Origin of the sequence: Streptomyces sp. ME19-01-6 (genome assembly GCF_033793745.1) — a bacterium.
Taxonomy (GTDB): Bacteria; Actinomycetota; Actinomycetes; order Streptomycetales; family Streptomycetaceae; genus Streptomyces.
The window spans coordinates 14,161-29,145 of the sequence record NZ_JARAXF010000046.1 but is presented as its reverse complement, the minus strand read 5'-3'; the positions used below and the strand labels follow the sequence as shown (position 1 = coordinate 29,145).

General features: G+C 70.2%; 13 protein-coding genes. 7 read left to right on the top strand and 6 right to left on the bottom strand.

Annotated features, from left to right (window positions below; translation table 11 throughout):
- Nucleotides 1–91: 91 nt before the first annotated feature.
- Both PV419_RS48880 and PV419_RS48875 read right to left on the bottom strand, forming a co-directional pair.
- The gene (locus PV419_RS48880; RefSeq protein ID WP_319700309.1) at nt 92–2,503 is read right to left on the bottom strand and encodes an Orn/Lys/Arg decarboxylase N-terminal domain-containing protein; all 2,412 of its coding nucleotides are present in this window, start codon (nt 2,501–2,503) and stop codon (nt 92–94) included.
- Nucleotides 2,504–2,630: 127 nt separating this feature from the next.
- Nucleotides 2,631–4,400 carry a glycoside hydrolase family 9 protein gene (locus tag PV419_RS48875; RefSeq protein WP_319700308.1) on the bottom strand — a complete coding sequence of 590 codons (1,770 nt, stop codon included), beginning with the start codon at nt 4,398–4,400 and terminating at the stop codon, nt 2,631–2,633.
- Between the two features lie 209 nt (nt 4,401–4,609).
- Between PV419_RS48875 and PV419_RS48870 the strand changes: the two genes are divergently transcribed.
- The 4 genes from PV419_RS48870 to PV419_RS48855 all read left to right on the top strand — a co-directional run bounded on the left by PV419_RS48870 (nt 4,610) and on the right by PV419_RS48855 (nt 9,964).
- Entirely contained in the window at nt 4,610–6,835 is a 2,226-nt protein-coding gene (locus tag PV419_RS48870; protein ID WP_319700306.1) for a family 43 glycosylhydrolase, read from the top strand.
- A gap of 251 nt (nt 6,836–7,086) precedes the next feature.
- The gene (locus PV419_RS48865; RefSeq protein ID WP_319700304.1) at nt 7,087–8,283 is read left to right on the top strand and encodes a hypothetical protein; all 1,197 of its coding nucleotides are present in this window, start codon (nt 7,087–7,089) and stop codon (nt 8,281–8,283) included.
- Nucleotides 8,280–8,897 (top strand): hypothetical protein, encoded by a 618-nt coding sequence (locus tag PV419_RS48860; protein ID WP_319700302.1) that lies wholly within the window; start codon nt 8,280–8,282, stop codon nt 8,895–8,897. The genes PV419_RS48865 and PV419_RS48860 overlap by 4 nt, the downstream gene beginning before the upstream one ends.
- A gap of 230 nt (nt 8,898–9,127) precedes the next feature.
- Nucleotides 9,128–9,964, top strand: coding sequence for a hypothetical protein (locus PV419_RS48855; protein ID WP_319700301.1), 837 nt, complete (start codon nt 9,128–9,130; stop codon nt 9,962–9,964).
- 125 nt (nt 9,965–10,089) lie between these two features.
- Here PV419_RS48855 and PV419_RS48850 read toward each other — a convergent pair whose 3' ends face one another.
- Nucleotides 10,090–10,971 (bottom strand): site-specific integrase, encoded by an 882-nt coding sequence (locus PV419_RS48850; RefSeq protein ID WP_319700299.1) that lies wholly within the window; start codon nt 10,969–10,971, stop codon nt 10,090–10,092.
- A 164-nt stretch (nt 10,972–11,135) separates the two neighbouring features.
- Here PV419_RS48850 and PV419_RS48845 point away from each other — a divergent pair, with 164 nt between their 5' ends.
- The 3 genes from PV419_RS48845 (at nt 11,136) to PV419_RS48835 (ending at nt 12,243) form a co-directional block, all read left to right on the top strand.
- Nucleotides 11,136–11,543: a hypothetical protein gene (locus PV419_RS48845; protein WP_319700297.1), complete on the top strand. Its 408-nt coding sequence runs from the start codon at nt 11,136–11,138 to the stop codon at nt 11,541–11,543.
- 176 nt (nt 11,544–11,719) lie between these two features.
- Nucleotides 11,720–12,082 (top strand): hypothetical protein, encoded by a 363-nt coding sequence (locus PV419_RS48840; protein ID WP_319700295.1) that lies wholly within the window; start codon nt 11,720–11,722, stop codon nt 12,080–12,082.
- A complete protein-coding gene (locus PV419_RS48835) occupies nt 12,058–12,243 on the top strand; it encodes a hypothetical protein (protein WP_319700293.1) in 186 nt (61 codons plus the stop codon). The genes PV419_RS48840 and PV419_RS48835 overlap by 25 nt, the downstream gene beginning before the upstream one ends.
- 76 nt (nt 12,244–12,319) lie before the next feature.
- Here PV419_RS48835 and PV419_RS48830 read toward each other — a convergent pair whose 3' ends face one another.
- The 3 genes from PV419_RS48830 to PV419_RS48820 form a co-directional block, all read right to left on the bottom strand.
- Nucleotides 12,320–13,237, bottom strand: coding sequence for a recombinase family protein (locus PV419_RS48830; protein ID WP_319700291.1), 918 nt, complete (start codon nt 13,235–13,237; stop codon nt 12,320–12,322).
- Between the two features lie 78 nt (nt 13,238–13,315).
- Nucleotides 13,316–14,608, bottom strand: coding sequence for an RNA polymerase sigma factor (locus PV419_RS48825; protein ID WP_319700289.1), 1,293 nt, complete (start codon nt 14,606–14,608; stop codon nt 13,316–13,318).
- Complete coding sequence (locus tag PV419_RS48820; protein ID WP_319700287.1) at nt 14,605–14,952, bottom strand: YciI family protein; 348 nt, start codon at nt 14,950–14,952, stop codon at nt 14,605–14,607. The genes PV419_RS48825 and PV419_RS48820 overlap by 4 nt, the downstream gene beginning before the upstream one ends.
- Between the last annotated feature and the right edge of the window lie 33 nt (nt 14,953–14,985).

The window sequence follows — 14,985 nt, the reverse complement described above, 5'->3', positions numbered from 1 at the left end:
GACTACGTAGTCACAGGAGTTTTCACGGCCTCGTATGAGCGGTCAATACCCGTGCAGCATCCTTGTTCTTCCGTAGCGCTCGGTTCCCCCCTCAGGGCTCGAGAGCGGCGGGCCTGGCGTCCTCGCCGGGGGCCGGGGACGGGACGACCAGCCTGCGCGGATCGTCCAGGGCGCTGCGGTGGGCCTCCTCGCCCCGGGCCAGGCACTCGATCAGATAGTCGCCGGTGTCGGAGTCGATGGTCACCCCGTGGGTCTCGCTGCGGAATCCGGGGAAGCGCCGGTCGAACGACTCGAGCGCGGTCAGATAGCGCAGCAGCGGACCGCTCGCGGTGCCGATGCCCTCGCCGGGCATCAGCACCGGGATACCGGGCGGAGTGACGGTGACCATGGCCGCGGCCACCCGCCCCGCCGCCTCGGCCAGCCGCACCCGCTCGGTGCCACCGCGGATCAGCCGCTGATAGCACAGCTGCGGCGGGACGACCGGCTCCGGCAGCTCCTGGAAGGCGGTGTCCAGCAGCTGGACCAGGCTCACCTCACGCAGGTGGTCGTGCATCTCCTGGCACAGGCCGCGCAGGGTCCGGCCGGTGTAGCGCTGGGGGTACGCGGTGACCAGCTCGGGCAGCACACGGTCGAGCGGCGCGTCCTCGTCGTAGAGGGACTTGAAGTCCATCAGGGCGTCGAGCAGGGTGCCCCACTTGCCCTTGGTGATGCCCATGGAGAACAGGACCAGGGTGGTGTAGCTGTCCGTCTTCTCCACCACGACGTTCCGAGTGGCCAGGTAGGAGGTGAGGACGCGGGCGGGGATGCCCCACTCGGCCATCCGGCCGGTCGCGTCGATCCCCGGGCAGGTCACGGTCACCTTGAGCGGATCGAGCATGCAGTAGCCCTGGCTGAGCCCGGGGAAGCCGTGCCACTCGGCGCCCGGCTCCAGCTCCCAGCACGAGGGTTCGGTACGCAGCAGCTCGACCGGGGCCTCGTCGAAGGGCAGCCGCTCTCCGCCGGCCGGATCGGTCACCACCTCCGGCTGCCAGACCCCGAAGAACCAGGCGGGTCGGTCCCCGGCGGCCTTGATACGACGCCCGATCCGCACCACCGCCTGGCGGAAGCGGACCGCCTCGGTCACCGCCTCGTCGATCAGCCAGCGGCCTTGTAGCCCGTCCATCATCGCGGTGGCGACGTCCAGGGAAGCGATCATCGGATACAGCGGAGAGGTGGTGCCGTGCATCATCAGCACCTCGTTGAACCGATCGTGCTCCACCGGGGCTCGCGGCGCGGGCTTGATGTGCACCATGGCGCTCTGCGACAGCGCGGCCAGCAGCTTGTGGGTGGACTGGGTGGCGAAGACGGTGGGCCGGTCGGGCCCTGGGAAGGTGTCGGGCCCGACCGACATGCCGTAGCGCCCGGCGTAGAGCGGGTGGAAACGGGCATAGGCGAACCAGGCCTCGTCGAAGTGGACCCGGGGAGTACTGGCCGCGAGCCCTCGGGCGGCCTGGACGGCGTCGTAGCACAGGCCGTCGTAGGTGGAGTTGGTGAACACCGCGTACTGGGCCTGAGGGGAGAGCGCCCCGCGCGTCAGCGGGTTTCCCGCGATACGGGCGGTCACCGTCTCCCCCCGGATCTCGCCCGGGGGCAGCGGCCCGGACAGCCCGTAGCCGTTGCGCGTGGGGATCAGATAGACCGGCCGGGAGCCGGAGATGACCAGACCGTGCAGCACCGACTTGTGGCAGTTGCGATCGACCAGGGCAATCTCGTCGCGGGTGACGCAGAAGTGGCCGACCAGGCGGTCACAGGTGGAATCGCCGTGGAGGACGAAGTAGCTGAGGTCGGCGCCGAAGACCCGGGCGGCGTTCCGCTCCGCCTCGCCGATCGGCCCGGTGTGCTCGAACAGGGAGCCGAGCGCTTCCACCGAGATCGACAGATCGCTTCGGAACAGCCGCTCCCCGAAGTAGTCGTGGAAGGACCGGCCCACCGGCGACTTCAGAAAGGCGACACCGCCGGAGTGTGCGGGGGTGTGCCAGGAGTACTCATGCGTGTCGTCGAAGCGTCGCAGCGCTTTGAAGAACGGCGGCAGAAGGGCCTCGCGGTAGGCACGGGCGGCGCTGGAGATCCGTCCGGCGATGAAGGCGGCGGTGTCCTCGGCCGGCCAGACATAGCCGACCACGGTCTCCGACACCCACAGCGGCAGGTCCTCGAAGTGCTCATCGGCCGTGCTCAGGAAGACCGGCAGGTCCTGGAACCGCCGGCCGATGTGGCGCAGCACCACGGCGCCGCCCGGCTCGCCGTCCCACCCGCCGCTGTGCGGGTCGAGGCCCCAGTCCACCAGCGCGGCGGCCAGACCGGCCTCGGTGCGCAGCACGGTCTGGGCGTCGGCGCCGGTGCCGACCCACCGCACCGCAAAGCCGCCGGCCTCGAGCTCATCACGGATCCTGCGCAGCTGCTCGGCTCCGGCCGTGTCGTCCCCGGGGTGCTCCCGGACCGCGAACAGAACGGTATTGCCTGCCATGTCCCCATCCCCCTCCTCGCCCCGCCCCTGTCCGTTCAGTGTCCGAGGGACGGGCCCCGGCACGGCGGCCTAACCCGGGGAGGTCACACGAAAGGAGGAAGTGCCAAACAGACGAACGACAGGATGGTCAGGGTGGTGAAGCGGCTGCCGCCGGCTGGTCGGCGGCGAACGAGACGACCCACGACAGCGCCGCGTTCCAGTTGATGGCGACCTCGTTGGTCGACCACGACCGGATGTCGTCGAGGTAGCAGAACTGCGGCGCGGGCCGCCGGGGCGGATCGACCGTGCGGTCGATCAGCAGCCTGCTCGCCCTCGGGTCCTCCAGGCCGACGCTCGGGCCGCCCGCGAGCGAACCGGCCGGTGGCCGCGGCGACGCAGGGTCGATCTGGTGGCCGTAGAGGCGACTGTGCTGACGGTGGGAGTGGTGTTCGCCGTACCCGGTCACATAGAACTGGTTGAGGGCGTTGCGGCCGAAGAGGTAGTCCAGCCCTTCCAGTACCCCGTCGCGGTACCGCTGGTCACCGGTCAGATCGAAGGCGGTCGCGATGACGACGAGCTTGTTGAGCACCACGCTGTTGGAGCCCTGGACATAATCGCCTTCCCCGAGCGGCATCCCGTACGCCTGGCCGCGTGCCGTCGCGAGATACCGGTCAGCGGCGGCCACCACCGAGGCGCGGGCGGCGTTCCGGTCGGCGTCCGGCAGCGGGCTGGGCACGGTCGCCAGGTCGAGCCTGCCGAGCGCGGCGACCTGCTGCCAGCCGAACCCGGACGGCAAGAACGCCTCGCCGGTGGCATACGGGGAGGCCCGCACCGCGTCGAGGAACGTCTGCTCGCCGGTGGTGACGAACAGTTCGGCGGCCGCCCAGAAGAACTCGTCGGTGACGTCCGCGTCGTCGTACGGGCCACCGCCGATCGCATCGGCCCTGTCGGCGAACAGGTCCTGGTGGGCCTGCGCGGCCGCCCAGGCGGTGCGGGCGGCGGTCCGGCAGCGCTGGGCGAAGCCCTGGTCGTAGGGCGCGTACAGCCGGGCGCCCTGCGCGGCGACCGCGGCCAGGTCGAGCGTCGCCGCCGTGGACGGCGGGTGCAGATGACGCGGCTGCTGGTCCTGGTGCGGAGGCAGCGGCAGCCCGGTCCAGTTGTCGTCGTGCACTTTGTGGTGCGCCATTCCCGCGAGGGGCCGCCCGGCGGGCACCTGCATGCGCAGCAGGAACTCCAACTCCCAGCGCGCCTCGTCGAGGATGTCCGGCACCCCGTCGCCGGTCTCGGGAACGCGCAGGTCACCGTCGCCCGGCGGACCCAGGCGCCCCCGGGGTGCGGTGAGTGTCCGCTCGTACTCGCTGAGGAGTTGGTAGGTGGCGATGGCGCCGCTGACCACGTATTTGCCCTCGTCGCCGGCGTCGTACCAGCCGCCGCTCACGTCCAGCTGGTAGTCGCCGGCACCCGGCCGGCAGGGCACGCTGGTGTCGCCTTTGTTGGGATGGACACCGATGTGTCCGGCCGGCCGCCCGTACCCGGGCGCGAGTGCGTCGGTGATGGGGATGCCGCTGCGCTGGACGTAGAAGAAGTGCAGGGCGTCGGAGCGCAGCTGGTCGTAGACGGTGGCGGAGATGTCGAACGGGTAGCTGGTCTGGCCGTCGACGCTCAGCGTGTATCCGGTGCCGGTCTCGGTCACCGCGCTGAAGTCCAGGGTGTGCACCTGCTGTCCGGAGGATGGGTCCACCCCGGCCGGCGTCGAGGCGCCGGCCGCCACGGCGACGCCGGCGCTGTTGTTCACCTGCCAGGGGATCGATCCGGTGGCGTCGGTCACGACGGTCGCGTGTTTCGGTCCGAACGGCAGATAGCCGACCTGGTTGACCCTGACCCGCGGGCCGGTGTCCGGTCGTGGATCCTGTGCCATGTTTCCAGCCTGTGCGGCGTCCGGCCGGGCATGCCACCCGGGCGGGCCGCGGCATCCGGCAAGGAAACCGACCGTGCCACCGAAACCCACAGCGCGGTCGAAAACTTTCGCTCCCGTGAGCGGCCCGCACCCATTGACGCGTGGGAGTCGACTGACCACACTCAGGCCAGCACTTCAACAGAATCCATCAGACTCCCACAGGATGTTTCATGGCGTCCCGTACAGCCCGAACCCTCCTCCTGCCGCTGCTCGTCCTGTTCACGATGGTGGTGAGCCTCCTGGCCGCATCCCCCAGCCCCGCACAGAGCGGCGAAGCGCCATCGGCGGCGCAGCCGAGACAGAAGTACGCCGGCTATCTCTTCACCTACTTCACCGGTGAGGGCACGGCCGACGGCGAACAGATACGGATGGCCCTCAGCCGCGGTAACGACCCGCTGCACTGGCGCGAGCTGAACGCCGGCAAGCCCGTCCTCACCTCCAGCCTCGGCGAGAAGGGGTTGCGCGACCCGTTCGTCATCCGCTCCCCCAAGGGCGACAAGTTCTATCTGATCGCCACCGACCTGCGGATGTACCAGAACTCCAGCGGCACCTGGGACCAGGTACAGCGCACCGGCAGCAAGTCGATCATGGTGTGGGAGTCGACCGACCTGGTCCACTGGACCGACCAGCGCCTCGTCAAGGTCTCACCGGACACCGCGGGCAACACCTGGGCGCCCGAGGCGTACTACGACGAGGATCTCGGCGAGTACGTCGTCTTCTGGGCCTCGAAGCTCTACGCCGAGGACGACCCGAACCACACCGGCAACACGTACAACAAGATGCTGTACGCGACGACGAAGGACTTCCGCAGCTTCAGCGAGCCCAAGGTGTGGAACGACCCCGGCTACTCGGTCATCGACTCCACCGTCATCAAGGACAAGGGCACGTACTACCGGTTCACCAAGGACGAGCGCGACCCGTCCTCCGGTACGCCCTGCTCGAAGTTCATCACGGCCGAGAAGTCCACCTCGCTGACGGACACCTCGTACGACTTCGTCGCCGACTGCATCGGCAAGGGCGCGATCGACCGCGGCGAGGGGCCGACGATCTTCAAGTCGAACACCGAGGACAAGTGGTATCTGTTCATCGACGAGTTCGGCGGCCGCGGCTACATCCCGTTCGAGACCACCGACCTCGGCTCGGGCAAGTGGACGCCGTCGCAGAACTACCAGTTGCCCGCCAGCCCCCGGCACGGCACCGTGCTCCCGGTGACGCAGGCCGAGTACGACCGGCTGCTGAGCGCCTACCCGGCGTCCTCCACCTCGCTCGCCGACGTCACGGCCAAGGGCCAGAACGGGTACGCGGTCGTCACCGAGGCGAGCGGCAAGGTCGTGCTGCCGATGGACCCGAAAGCCGATCTCCGCCGTCTCGCGCCCCGCTTCGCGCTCCCGGCCGGCGCCACCCTCAGCCCGGCCTCCGGCACCCGGCGGGACTTCCGCAAGGCCCGGACGTACACGCTGAAGACCGCCGACGGGACGACCCGCGACTGGACCGTCGAAGCCGTGCCGATGCGCAGCCCGGTGCTGCCCGGGCTGAACGCCGACCCGGACATCCAGTACTTCGACGGCCGCTACTGGATCTACCCGACGACCGACGGCTTCCGAAGCTGGAGCGGGACCAAGTTCACCGCGTACTCGTCGAAAGACCTGGTCCACTGGGAGAACCACGGAGTCATCCTGGATCTCGGCCCCGATGTGAGCTGGGCGGACAACAACGCGTGGGCGCCCGCGGTGGTCGAGCGCGACGGCAAGTACTACTTCTACTTCTGCGCCGAACAGCAGATCGGCGTCGCGGTCGCCGACTCCCCCGGCGGCCCCTTCAAGGACGCGCTGGGCGAACCGCTGGTGGCCAAGGGCCAGTTCGCCGGCCAGATGATCGACCCGGCGGTGTTCACGGACGACGACGGCCAGGCGTATCTGTACTGGGGCAACGGCCAGGCGTACGGGGTGCCGCTGAACGCCGACATGACGTCCTTCGACACCTCGAAGGTGCGGAAGTTCACCCCGGACAACTTCCGGGAGGGCTCCTTCGTCGTCAAGCGCAAGGGCACGTACTACCTCATGTGGTCCGAGGACGACACCCGCAGCGAGGACTACCACGTCGCCTACGCCACCGGCACGACACCTCTCGGCCCGTGGACCAAGCGGGGCACGATCCTCTCCAAGCGCACCGAGTACGGGATCAAGGGGACGGGCCACCACTCGGTGGTGAACGTCCCCGGTACGGACGACTGGTACATCGCCTACCACCGGTTCGCCGTGAACGGCCCCGGGAAGGCGGGTGGCGACGGCACACACCGCGAGACCACCATCGACCGCATGGAGTTCGCGGCCGACGGGACCATCAAGCCGGTGGTGCCGACCCTGGAGTCCATCGCCCCGGTCCGCGGGCGCTGACCGTTTCGCCCGGAGTCTCGATCGCCACGTGATCGCCACGTGATCGCCACGGCGGCAGGGCGATCGAGACCCGCACCGCCACGCTACTTGGGACCGCCGCTAGGGTCATGGTTCATCACCATCCGTGACGGTTCGCCGGGCGGACGCAGAGAAACCGGGGGTGTCTCCTTATGCCCTTACCGTACGGTGGATCGGACGGGTTCCCGGATGATTCCAGAGCCGAAGTCTTCGTACGTGAGTTCCTGACCGCCGTGGCGCCGGCGCATCGTAAGAACCTGGCGACCAAGCCACCGCTGTTCATCCTGCGGACCCCGGGTGATGCCAGGCAGTACGAGGCCGCCGTTCACCGGGTGCTGGAGGCGCTGCGCCGGTCCATCGACGACAACGGCAGGCTCGTGCCGTACGCGCACCTGACCGCCGCCCCGGACACCGAGCTGCTCTCCGAGCGCGCGGGCACCTGTCTCCAGGTGCCCCAGCACATGGTGCCCGACCGCTTCCCGCACTTCCAGGTGGTCCAAGGCCTGGTGACCTACCTCAGGGAGCGTCCGGAGCGCGGGCCAGGAGCGCGGGCCAGGGAGCTGCGGGAACACGCCTGCGATCGGCAACAGGCCGAGCACCGCGGCCTGTTGGGGAGGCTTCCGGCGAGCGAACCCCCGGCGGACAGCATCCGGGGCTGGCTGCTGCGCGTCGGCTGGCTGTCGTTCGCCCGGAAGCTTCCCCGGAGACTGTGGTCCGGGTGGACATCGCGGAAGGTGATGCGCGCCTGGCTGGCCGGCCTGCCGGTGGCGGCGGGCGGCCGGACGCTGTTTGCGGTGGTGGATCAGGTGGCCGCCGTCCAGGCGGTGCGGCTGAGGACCAACCCCCACCACGAAGAGGCCCTCCAGGAACTGGAGGAGCTGCTGGTGCGGGCCCTGCTGGAGGACCTGCGCACCCCGCCCGTCGGCGGGGTGCTGCCCAGGCGGCGTCGGCGCACCGCACGGCTGGTGCTCCTGGTGGAGTTGCCACCGACCGGGGCACAGGGCGCCCGTGCGGCCGAACGCTTCCTGCGCGCGCTGCACCGGATGCGGGACACCGCGGCGCAGCCGGGGCCGCTGGTCATCGCCGTCGGCCAGCCGTCCCCCGCACTCCTCGCCGAGCTGGGCGGCCCCCCGGAGAGCAACTTCACCCAGGCCGGGCTCCAACTGGGCCAGAAGGACGGCCCGCCGGTCCTGGTGACCTTCAGCGAGGCCGCACTCGCGGGCCCCGGGCTGCCCATGGGCCCGGTGGCGCCGAGGACCTTCGAGCTGAGCTGGCGGACCGCCACGTCCATCGTCGCGGCCCTCGCGGCGCTGGCCCTGGTCGGCGCGGGCCTCACCGTGGCCGGCTCGCTGCCGGACCCCGAGGATAGCTCCTGTCTCGGCGGCAGCCGGTCCGTCGCCGAGTCCGCCCGTGCCACGCCGTCCGCATGACCTCGAAGGCCTGGTACGACGCAGCGCGCAAGGCGATCGACACCGGGAACGAGCGCGCCGAACAATGCGCCGGCCAAGGGCGGACCGTACGGACCGTGGTGGCCTTCGGGTCCAGCAGACCGCGGGACGAGACGGACGCCCTGTTCGACGGGACGACGGAGGTGCGCACCACGGGCGAGAACTTCAAGGACGCCGAACAGGCGGCCCGGCGGCTGGTCGACGAGACCCGTGACGAGGACGCGGCGGGGCGTGAGGACTACGAGAAGGTCGTCGGTGTCCTCGGGTACGCGCAGAGCCGGAACTCGACCAAGGCCGCGCTCCGGGTGCTCGGCAGAGCCGGAATTCCGGCGGTCGGGACCACGGCCACCGCCGACGAGATGCTGGAGGGCCCGGCGAGCCTGAACTACTGGCCTTCCGCCCCCTCCAACTCCACCGAGGCGCGCATCGAGGCCGACTTCGCCGGCCAGGAGAACATCGTGGCGGCACGCGGCGAGAAGCGGAACGTCTGCTCTCCGACGAAACGGGCCCTCGTGATCGAAAGCTCGGCGGACCTCTACAGCCGGAGCCTCGCGGACAAGTTCCGCGCGGAGTTACCGAATCCACCTGGGGTCTGACCGAGATACGGGTCAAAGGGGCCATGAGTTGATCTTGAAGGTCTGACGCGGCAGCCGTTGCCGGTATGCTGCCGGGGCAGGCGGCCACGACCGCCGACCGCTGAAGAGGTCTTCCGCCACGCAGGAGTCCTCGTTGGTAGGCCAAGCCGTCCTTCGACGCATCGTGCACCTGAACCTGCCTGCCTTCAGAGCGGCGTCTGCGTGGGGTGCGCCGCTGTATGGAGTCAGACATGCCTACGAGCCGCCCCCGGAAGTCGCGGAAGCGCATGCGGGAGATCCGTGAGCAGAGCCGGGCCACCGGTACGCGGTACACCGAGGCGATGCGGGCGAACGACCGGGCCCGAGCTGGCGGCCAGCAGTCGCCGCCGCGCCTCACCCCCACCCGCACCTTGCTGTTGCCCCTCGTCCAGGACGCCCTGCCCGGCCTGTACGAACTGGCCGGCCTGCTCCTGAGGCTCCGAATGGACATGGTCTTGGACCATGAGGGGGTGCTGATGGGTTACCGGGACAGCGGAGGGGTGCCGATCCCGGGCGCGCCGATTGAGGACGTCGAAGAGGCGTACTACCGGGTCCGCGACGCGCTGCCCGAGGGGACGGAGGAGTTCGCGGACGGGATGGTGGAGGAGATCCTCCCGCCCACGCCCAACGTCCTGCTGCTGATCGGACCAGACGGTGGGAACGTGGTGCACCTGACCACCATTGAGGTGGCGGAAGCGGACCTCGCGCTGCTCGCCGAGTTCGCCGACGCACTCGACCGCGCGGCCGGCCCGCGTCCCGGCCCGGAGTTCGAAGCACTCACGGAGACGCTGGGCAAAATCGGGCGAGTGCCCTACTACTCGTGGATGCCCGAGGGGGACGAGGCCACCGTCGCCCGCTGGGTGCGGCAGGCGCTGTCAACGGTCCTGCACTCGCCCTTCGAGGGCCCGGGTGGCGCCGCCGACCGCGAGACGCTGTCCAACGTGCTGCGGTACGCCGAGGGCTGGGAGAGCGTCGAGGTGGACCAGGACGAGGAGCAGGCAGCCGAGCGCGCGTTGGTGAGCATGATGCGCGCGGCGGGGTGGACCTGACGGGTCGCCCGGGCCGGGGCAACAGTGAGGTCTTCCCACAGAAGACTGCTCAGCACCGCTGAGCTGCGGCTACGCCGGGCATCGCCCGCTCGGTGTGATCCGGGAGTTGGGCCGGGCCCTGCCAGTCATCCCCGTCGGCGGGCGGCGGGGTCTTGCTGCGCGACGTGCCGGGCGACTGCGTCGACGCCGGGGCGGGCGTAGCGCTCCAGGGAGCGGACGGAGGCGTGGCGGGAGCGGGCCAGCAGCATCGGGGTGGAGGTGCCGCCCTCGGCGTCGTGGGTGAGCGCGGAGTGCCGCAGCCGGTGCAGGGTCCAGCCGTCGAGGTCCTCGATGTCTTCGGGTGAGGCGAGCGGGTTGGCCAGCAGCCGCGTGGCGTACTCGAAGATCTCCTCGGCCCGGCGGTAGGAGAGGCGGGCCCGGCCGGTCTCCTCGCACACGTCCAGCGACGGCGTTCCGGCCGGGGCCTTGCGGCCGGTGAGGAACAGCGGCCCGCGGGTGCGTCCAGCGATGAGCCGGGGCAGCAGCTGGGCGGTGCCGGACTGCCGGTGAATCCACTCCGTCGCCCCGCCCTTGGCGGTGATCTTGCCGCGCTTGTCCTGCGGGTACAGGTTTTCCACGTTCAGGCACAGCACCTCGTCGGCCCGGGCTGCGGACTCGTAGAGCATCTTCCACTGCGTCTTCTCTCGCAGGGTGATGTCCAGGCGCCACAGGGCGGCGATCTGGTTCTCGGCCAGGGCCTTGGTGCGGTCCGGCGGGGCAGGCCGGCGCTCGATGCCGATCGTCGGATCGACGACGATCCAGCCCTGGCGCTGCCACCAGCCGATCGCCTTGCGGGCGATGGACAGCTCCCGGTTGACGGTGTCGGCGTCCATCTCGTCCGCCCGGGCCGCTGCCAGTTCGGCCAGCATCTCGGGCAGCGCCGGGTCGTCGATCGCGGCGACGGGGAAGACGGGCGGCTTCGCGCCCCGGCGGGCGGGTCCGGTCGGCGCCGGTTCGCCGGCGAACATGCATCCCCATGTCGTCAGTGAGATCCGGCTTACGAAGCGGGCGGAGCAGACAGGGGCACCACCCGGGCGCGCGGCAACCGAAGTGCGCCCCCGCTCCCGAGTTCCGTCACCGGTTCGATCGTCATGCCCGCCCCAATCTTCCATCTCTGCCGCAGTAAAGGAGCGTGACCGCACGTGGCTTCCGCGGCTTCGTGCCGTTCCGTGAACTGCCCGGCAGCAACGTCCCCACCGGGCACGGAATCTACGTGGTGATCCGCACGGACACCTCGCCCCCGTCGTTCCTCCCCACCAGCCCTGCCGGGCACCTCAAGGGCCGCGACCCGTCCGTGACCGCCGACACCTCGGACGCACTGCTCGTCGCCTGGCGGCCGAGGACCGAGGACGACCCGGGTGAGGCCGAGCAGGACCTGATCGACGAATTAAAAGAACTCCACGGAGGAGCTCTGCCCTTCGCCAACCTCAGGAACAACGCCCGAAAGACTCCGGAGGCAGACGCCAGCCTCAACTCATCCCGGTCACCCTGTACCGCCCAGCGGCCGCGGCCCCTGGGCGGTACAGGGAGGCGAGCATGACCCCGCCGAGCACTCTGATTCACCAAGATCATCCCGTGGCGGCTTGGGGGGTTACCTTGGCTGGACCCCATCAAGGTCCTGGTGGACCACGACCTGATCACCACCGACATGCGGCCCACCCGGTTCGGGATGATGCACCAGGTGGCCATGACCAAGCCCGGCCGGGCTCTGATGCGGTGGGTGACCGAGCCGCGCACCTCACGCACGGCGGTGCCGCTCAAAGAGCGGGCCCTGAAGTCCTCGGCCAGCTCTACACCGCCTCCCGCGGCCGCAGGGGCCATCTGGACTGGATGCGGTCGCCCACCATCGACAAGGAGCTCATCCCGCGCGGGCCGGCCCGCTCGCGCGGTACCTACGACGGCTTTGAGATTACCGAGGAGGGCGTCGCCCACCTCGCCGAGCACCACGCCGCCTACGCCGCCGCCTACCCGAAACTGAGCCTGCCCGACCCGTCGGGCAGGAGCGGCGGCTGGCCGGAGAAGGCGGACCGGCTGCTCAACGGGCTGCAAAGCGAATGCTGGTCAATTACGACGCGCTGATCTCCCCCGACGGGCAGAAATTCGCGTTCCGCTCGGTGAAGGGGGCCGCGAACGACTACTACCTTTGCGACACCAAGCCGGGCTCCACACCCAAAAAGGTCGAACGGGCTGGGGAGTTCTCCACGCTCGGTGACACTGCTGTGCTCATCGACTGGCGCTGAGAATCAGGGGTCCCAGTAATACTCGCCGAATAAACAACGGAGTGGCCCCTGGCCTGCGGGCACTCCCCGCTCCCCTTCAGCTGCCGCTGTCCAGGGCGTTGACGCGGTTCTCGTACTCGCGGCGGGCCTTGCGCTGTGCTGGGACCGCTGGGGTGCCGTCAAGGGGTCGCCATTGGGCGAGGAGCTGGCGGTGGACCGCGGGCACGGCGCTCACGCGCAGGGTGTAGCCCTGGCCGCACCGTACGGCCTGGCCGCGGTCGAGCGCGGCCCGCTCGGCGTCGTCCAGCTCGGTGGTGCGGAGGAAGTCGGCGACCCTGCCCGGCATGTCGAGGGTGACCGGCAGCTCCGGGGCGGCGGTGTCCTCGGGGTCGGCCGTGGTGTGCTCGGGCATGAGGTCGGCGACGGCCGTGCGGATGGCGCCGCGGCTGACGTCGTGCTCGCGGGCCAGGGCGGCGATGGACCGGCCCTCGAGGTAGGCCGTCCGTACGGTGTCGGTCTTCTCGGCGGGGATGGCCGGGCGTCGGCCGCCCTTGCTGCCCTTGGCCTCGGCGGCCCGCAATCCGTCGTAGGTGAGCTCGCGCTGGAGGTCGCGCTGGAGTTCGCCGGCGGCGGCGAGGGTCTGCACCATGAACTTCACCGTGGACAGCAGTTCTCCGGTGCGCGGGTGGCGGGCGGTCAGGTCCATGGCGGAGAACGCGCCGTCGTGGATGCGCAGCGCGACCTGGTCGCGGTGAAGGACGTCGCGCACGTCGAGGATGTGCCCGGTGCCGCGGACAAGGCGGAACATCTCGGAGATGTGCACGGTGTCGCCCGACCTCGCGTACGCCAGCAGTTCGTCGAACTGCGGCCGCTGGAGCGGGTGGAGGCGGCTGGAGGTGCCGGCCTGCTCCTCGAAGGTGACCGGGTCCTCGATCTGGGCCTCGGCGAGGACGAGGTTCTGCCGATCGGTCGATTGCTGGTCGGTCGAGACCCGCTTGTAGACCAGGTTCGCCATCGAGGCCCCTTCCGTGAGCACCAGTCCGTTCAGCACAACGAAGCCAGCCCGGCCGCCTGCTGCGGAGTACCTGATCCCTTACGCGGGGCTGGTCTCCTGATCGGTGAGGCGCGCGGTGAGGAACTCCCGTTCAGCCTCGTTGCCGGTCAGCTCCAGCGCCTGCCGGAACGCGGCCGCCGCCTCGTTCGTACGGCCGAGGCGTTGCAGCAGGTCCGCCTTGATCGCCGGCAGGTACTGGTACCGGGAGAGTCGGCCGTCCTGCTCCAGCGCCTCGACCTGCGCCAGCGCGACCGCCGCTCCTTGGGCCATCGACACCGGTACGGTCCGGTTCAGCGCGACTACCGGTGAGGGCCACAGCGACAGAAGCCTGTCGTAGAGTGTCACGATCTGTGGCCAGTCCGTCTCCTCGTACGTCGGCGCCTCGGCGTACAGCGAGGCGATCGCCGCCTGCAGCAGATAGCGCCCTGCGCGGCCGCCGCGCAGCCCGGCCACGATCAACTCGTGCGCCTCGGCCAGCGCGGCGCGGTCCCACAGAGAGCGGTCCTGCTCCTGGAGCCGCAGCAGCCGACCGTCGGCGCCGGTCCGGGTGGCGCGCCGGGCGTCGGTGACCAGGAGCAGCGCCAGCAGCCCGCGGACCTCGGGCTCGTCGAGCATGAGGTCCCGCAGTGTGCGGGCCAGGTGCAGCGCGCGGTCGGCCAGGTCGGTGCGCATGAGAGCAGGGCCCGAGGGAGCCGTGTGCCCGGCGGTGAACAGCAGGTGGAGCACGCTGAGCACGGCCGTCAGCCGGTCCGGCAGTTCCGCCGGGCGCGGCACCCGATAAGGGATGCGGGCGGCGGAGATCTTCTTCTTCGCCCGGGTGATCCGGGCAGCCATCGTCTGTTCCGACACCAACAGCGCCCGAGCGACGTCCGCTGTCGGCAGCCCGCACACCAACCGCAGCGTGAGCGCGAGTTGCGCTTCATGCGCGAGTGCGGGATGGCAGCAGGTGAAGATGAGTCGCAGCCGTTCGTCGGGTACGACATCCTCCGGGTCCACGGCCTGCCCCTCATCCTGTTCGTACAGCTCGTCCAAGGCGAGTTCGTCTACGGTCTCTTCGGGCTCCACCAGCAGCGGCAGCTTCGAGCGGAACGTCGATTCGCGGCGAATCGCGTCCATCGCCCGGCGCTTGGCCGCGGTGGTGAGCCACGCCGCGGGGTTGCCCGGGATCCCGTCGCGTTCCCAGGCCGACAGCGCCGCGGCGTACGCCTCCTGTACGCACTCCTCGGCCAGGTCCAGGTCACGGGCGACGCGCACCGTCGCGGCAAGCACGAAGGCCCACTCGCGCCGGTGCGCGTCGGCGACCGCCTGTCCTGCGTCCGTCGCGGCCGTCATCGGGCGATGGGCGTGATGCCGCCCGCGACGGGCCGCACCTCGACACCGCCGCGGCCCCACTGGACGGCGGGGTTACGGCGCGCCAGCTCCAGGGCGGCGTCCAGGTCGGGGGCCTCGATGATGCAGATGCCGGCGATGACTTCCTTGGAGTCGATGAAGGGGCCGTCGGTGACTACGTCGCCGCGCAGCGAGGTGGCGGTGTCGGCGGACTGCAGCGCGTACGCCGTGATCATGGCGCCGGAGTCGATGAGGTCGTCGGCGTGCCGCTTGCTCGCCGCCTGCTGCTCGGGTGTGTAGTCGTCGGCCGAGGCGTTGTCGAAGATGAGGATCGCGTACTGGGCCATGATGGGTCTCCTTGGCTGTGCGTCTGGTCGGTA

What these genes read in the sequence shown, in the direction of transcription:
- PV419_RS48880 (WP_319700309.1), bottom strand. Translation starts at nt 2,503, where the DNA reads ATGGCAGGCAATACCGTTCTGTTCGCGGTCCGGGAGCACCCCGGGGAC.
- PV419_RS48875 (WP_319700308.1), bottom strand. Translation starts at nt 4,400, where the DNA reads ATGGCACAGGATCCACGACCGGACACCGGCCCGCGGGTCAGGGTCAAC.
- PV419_RS48870 (WP_319700306.1), top strand. Translation starts at nt 4,610, where the DNA reads ATGGCGTCCCGTACAGCCCGAACCCTCCTCCTGCCGCTGCTCGTCCTG.
- PV419_RS48860 (WP_319700302.1), top strand. Translation starts at nt 8,280, where the DNA reads ATGACCTCGAAGGCCTGGTACGACGCAGCGCGCAAGGCGATCGACACC.
- PV419_RS48855 (WP_319700301.1), top strand. Translation starts at nt 9,128, where the DNA reads ATGCCTACGAGCCGCCCCCGGAAGTCGCGGAAGCGCATGCGGGAGATC.
- PV419_RS48850 (WP_319700299.1), bottom strand. Translation starts at nt 10,971, where the DNA reads ATGTTCGCCGGCGAACCGGCGCCGACCGGACCCGCCCGCCGGGGCGCG.
- PV419_RS48835 (WP_319700293.1), top strand. Translation starts at nt 12,058, where the DNA reads ATGCTGGTCAATTACGACGCGCTGATCTCCCCCGACGGGCAGAAATTC.
- PV419_RS48830 (WP_319700291.1), bottom strand. Translation starts at nt 13,237, where the DNA reads ATGGCGAACCTGGTCTACAAGCGGGTCTCGACCGACCAGCAATCGACC.
- PV419_RS48825 (WP_319700289.1), bottom strand. Translation starts at nt 14,608, where the DNA reads ATGACGGCCGCGACGGACGCAGGACAGGCGGTCGCCGACGCGCACCGG.
- PV419_RS48820 (WP_319700287.1), bottom strand. Translation starts at nt 14,952, where the DNA reads ATGGCCCAGTACGCGATCCTCATCTTCGACAACGCCTCGGCCGACGAC.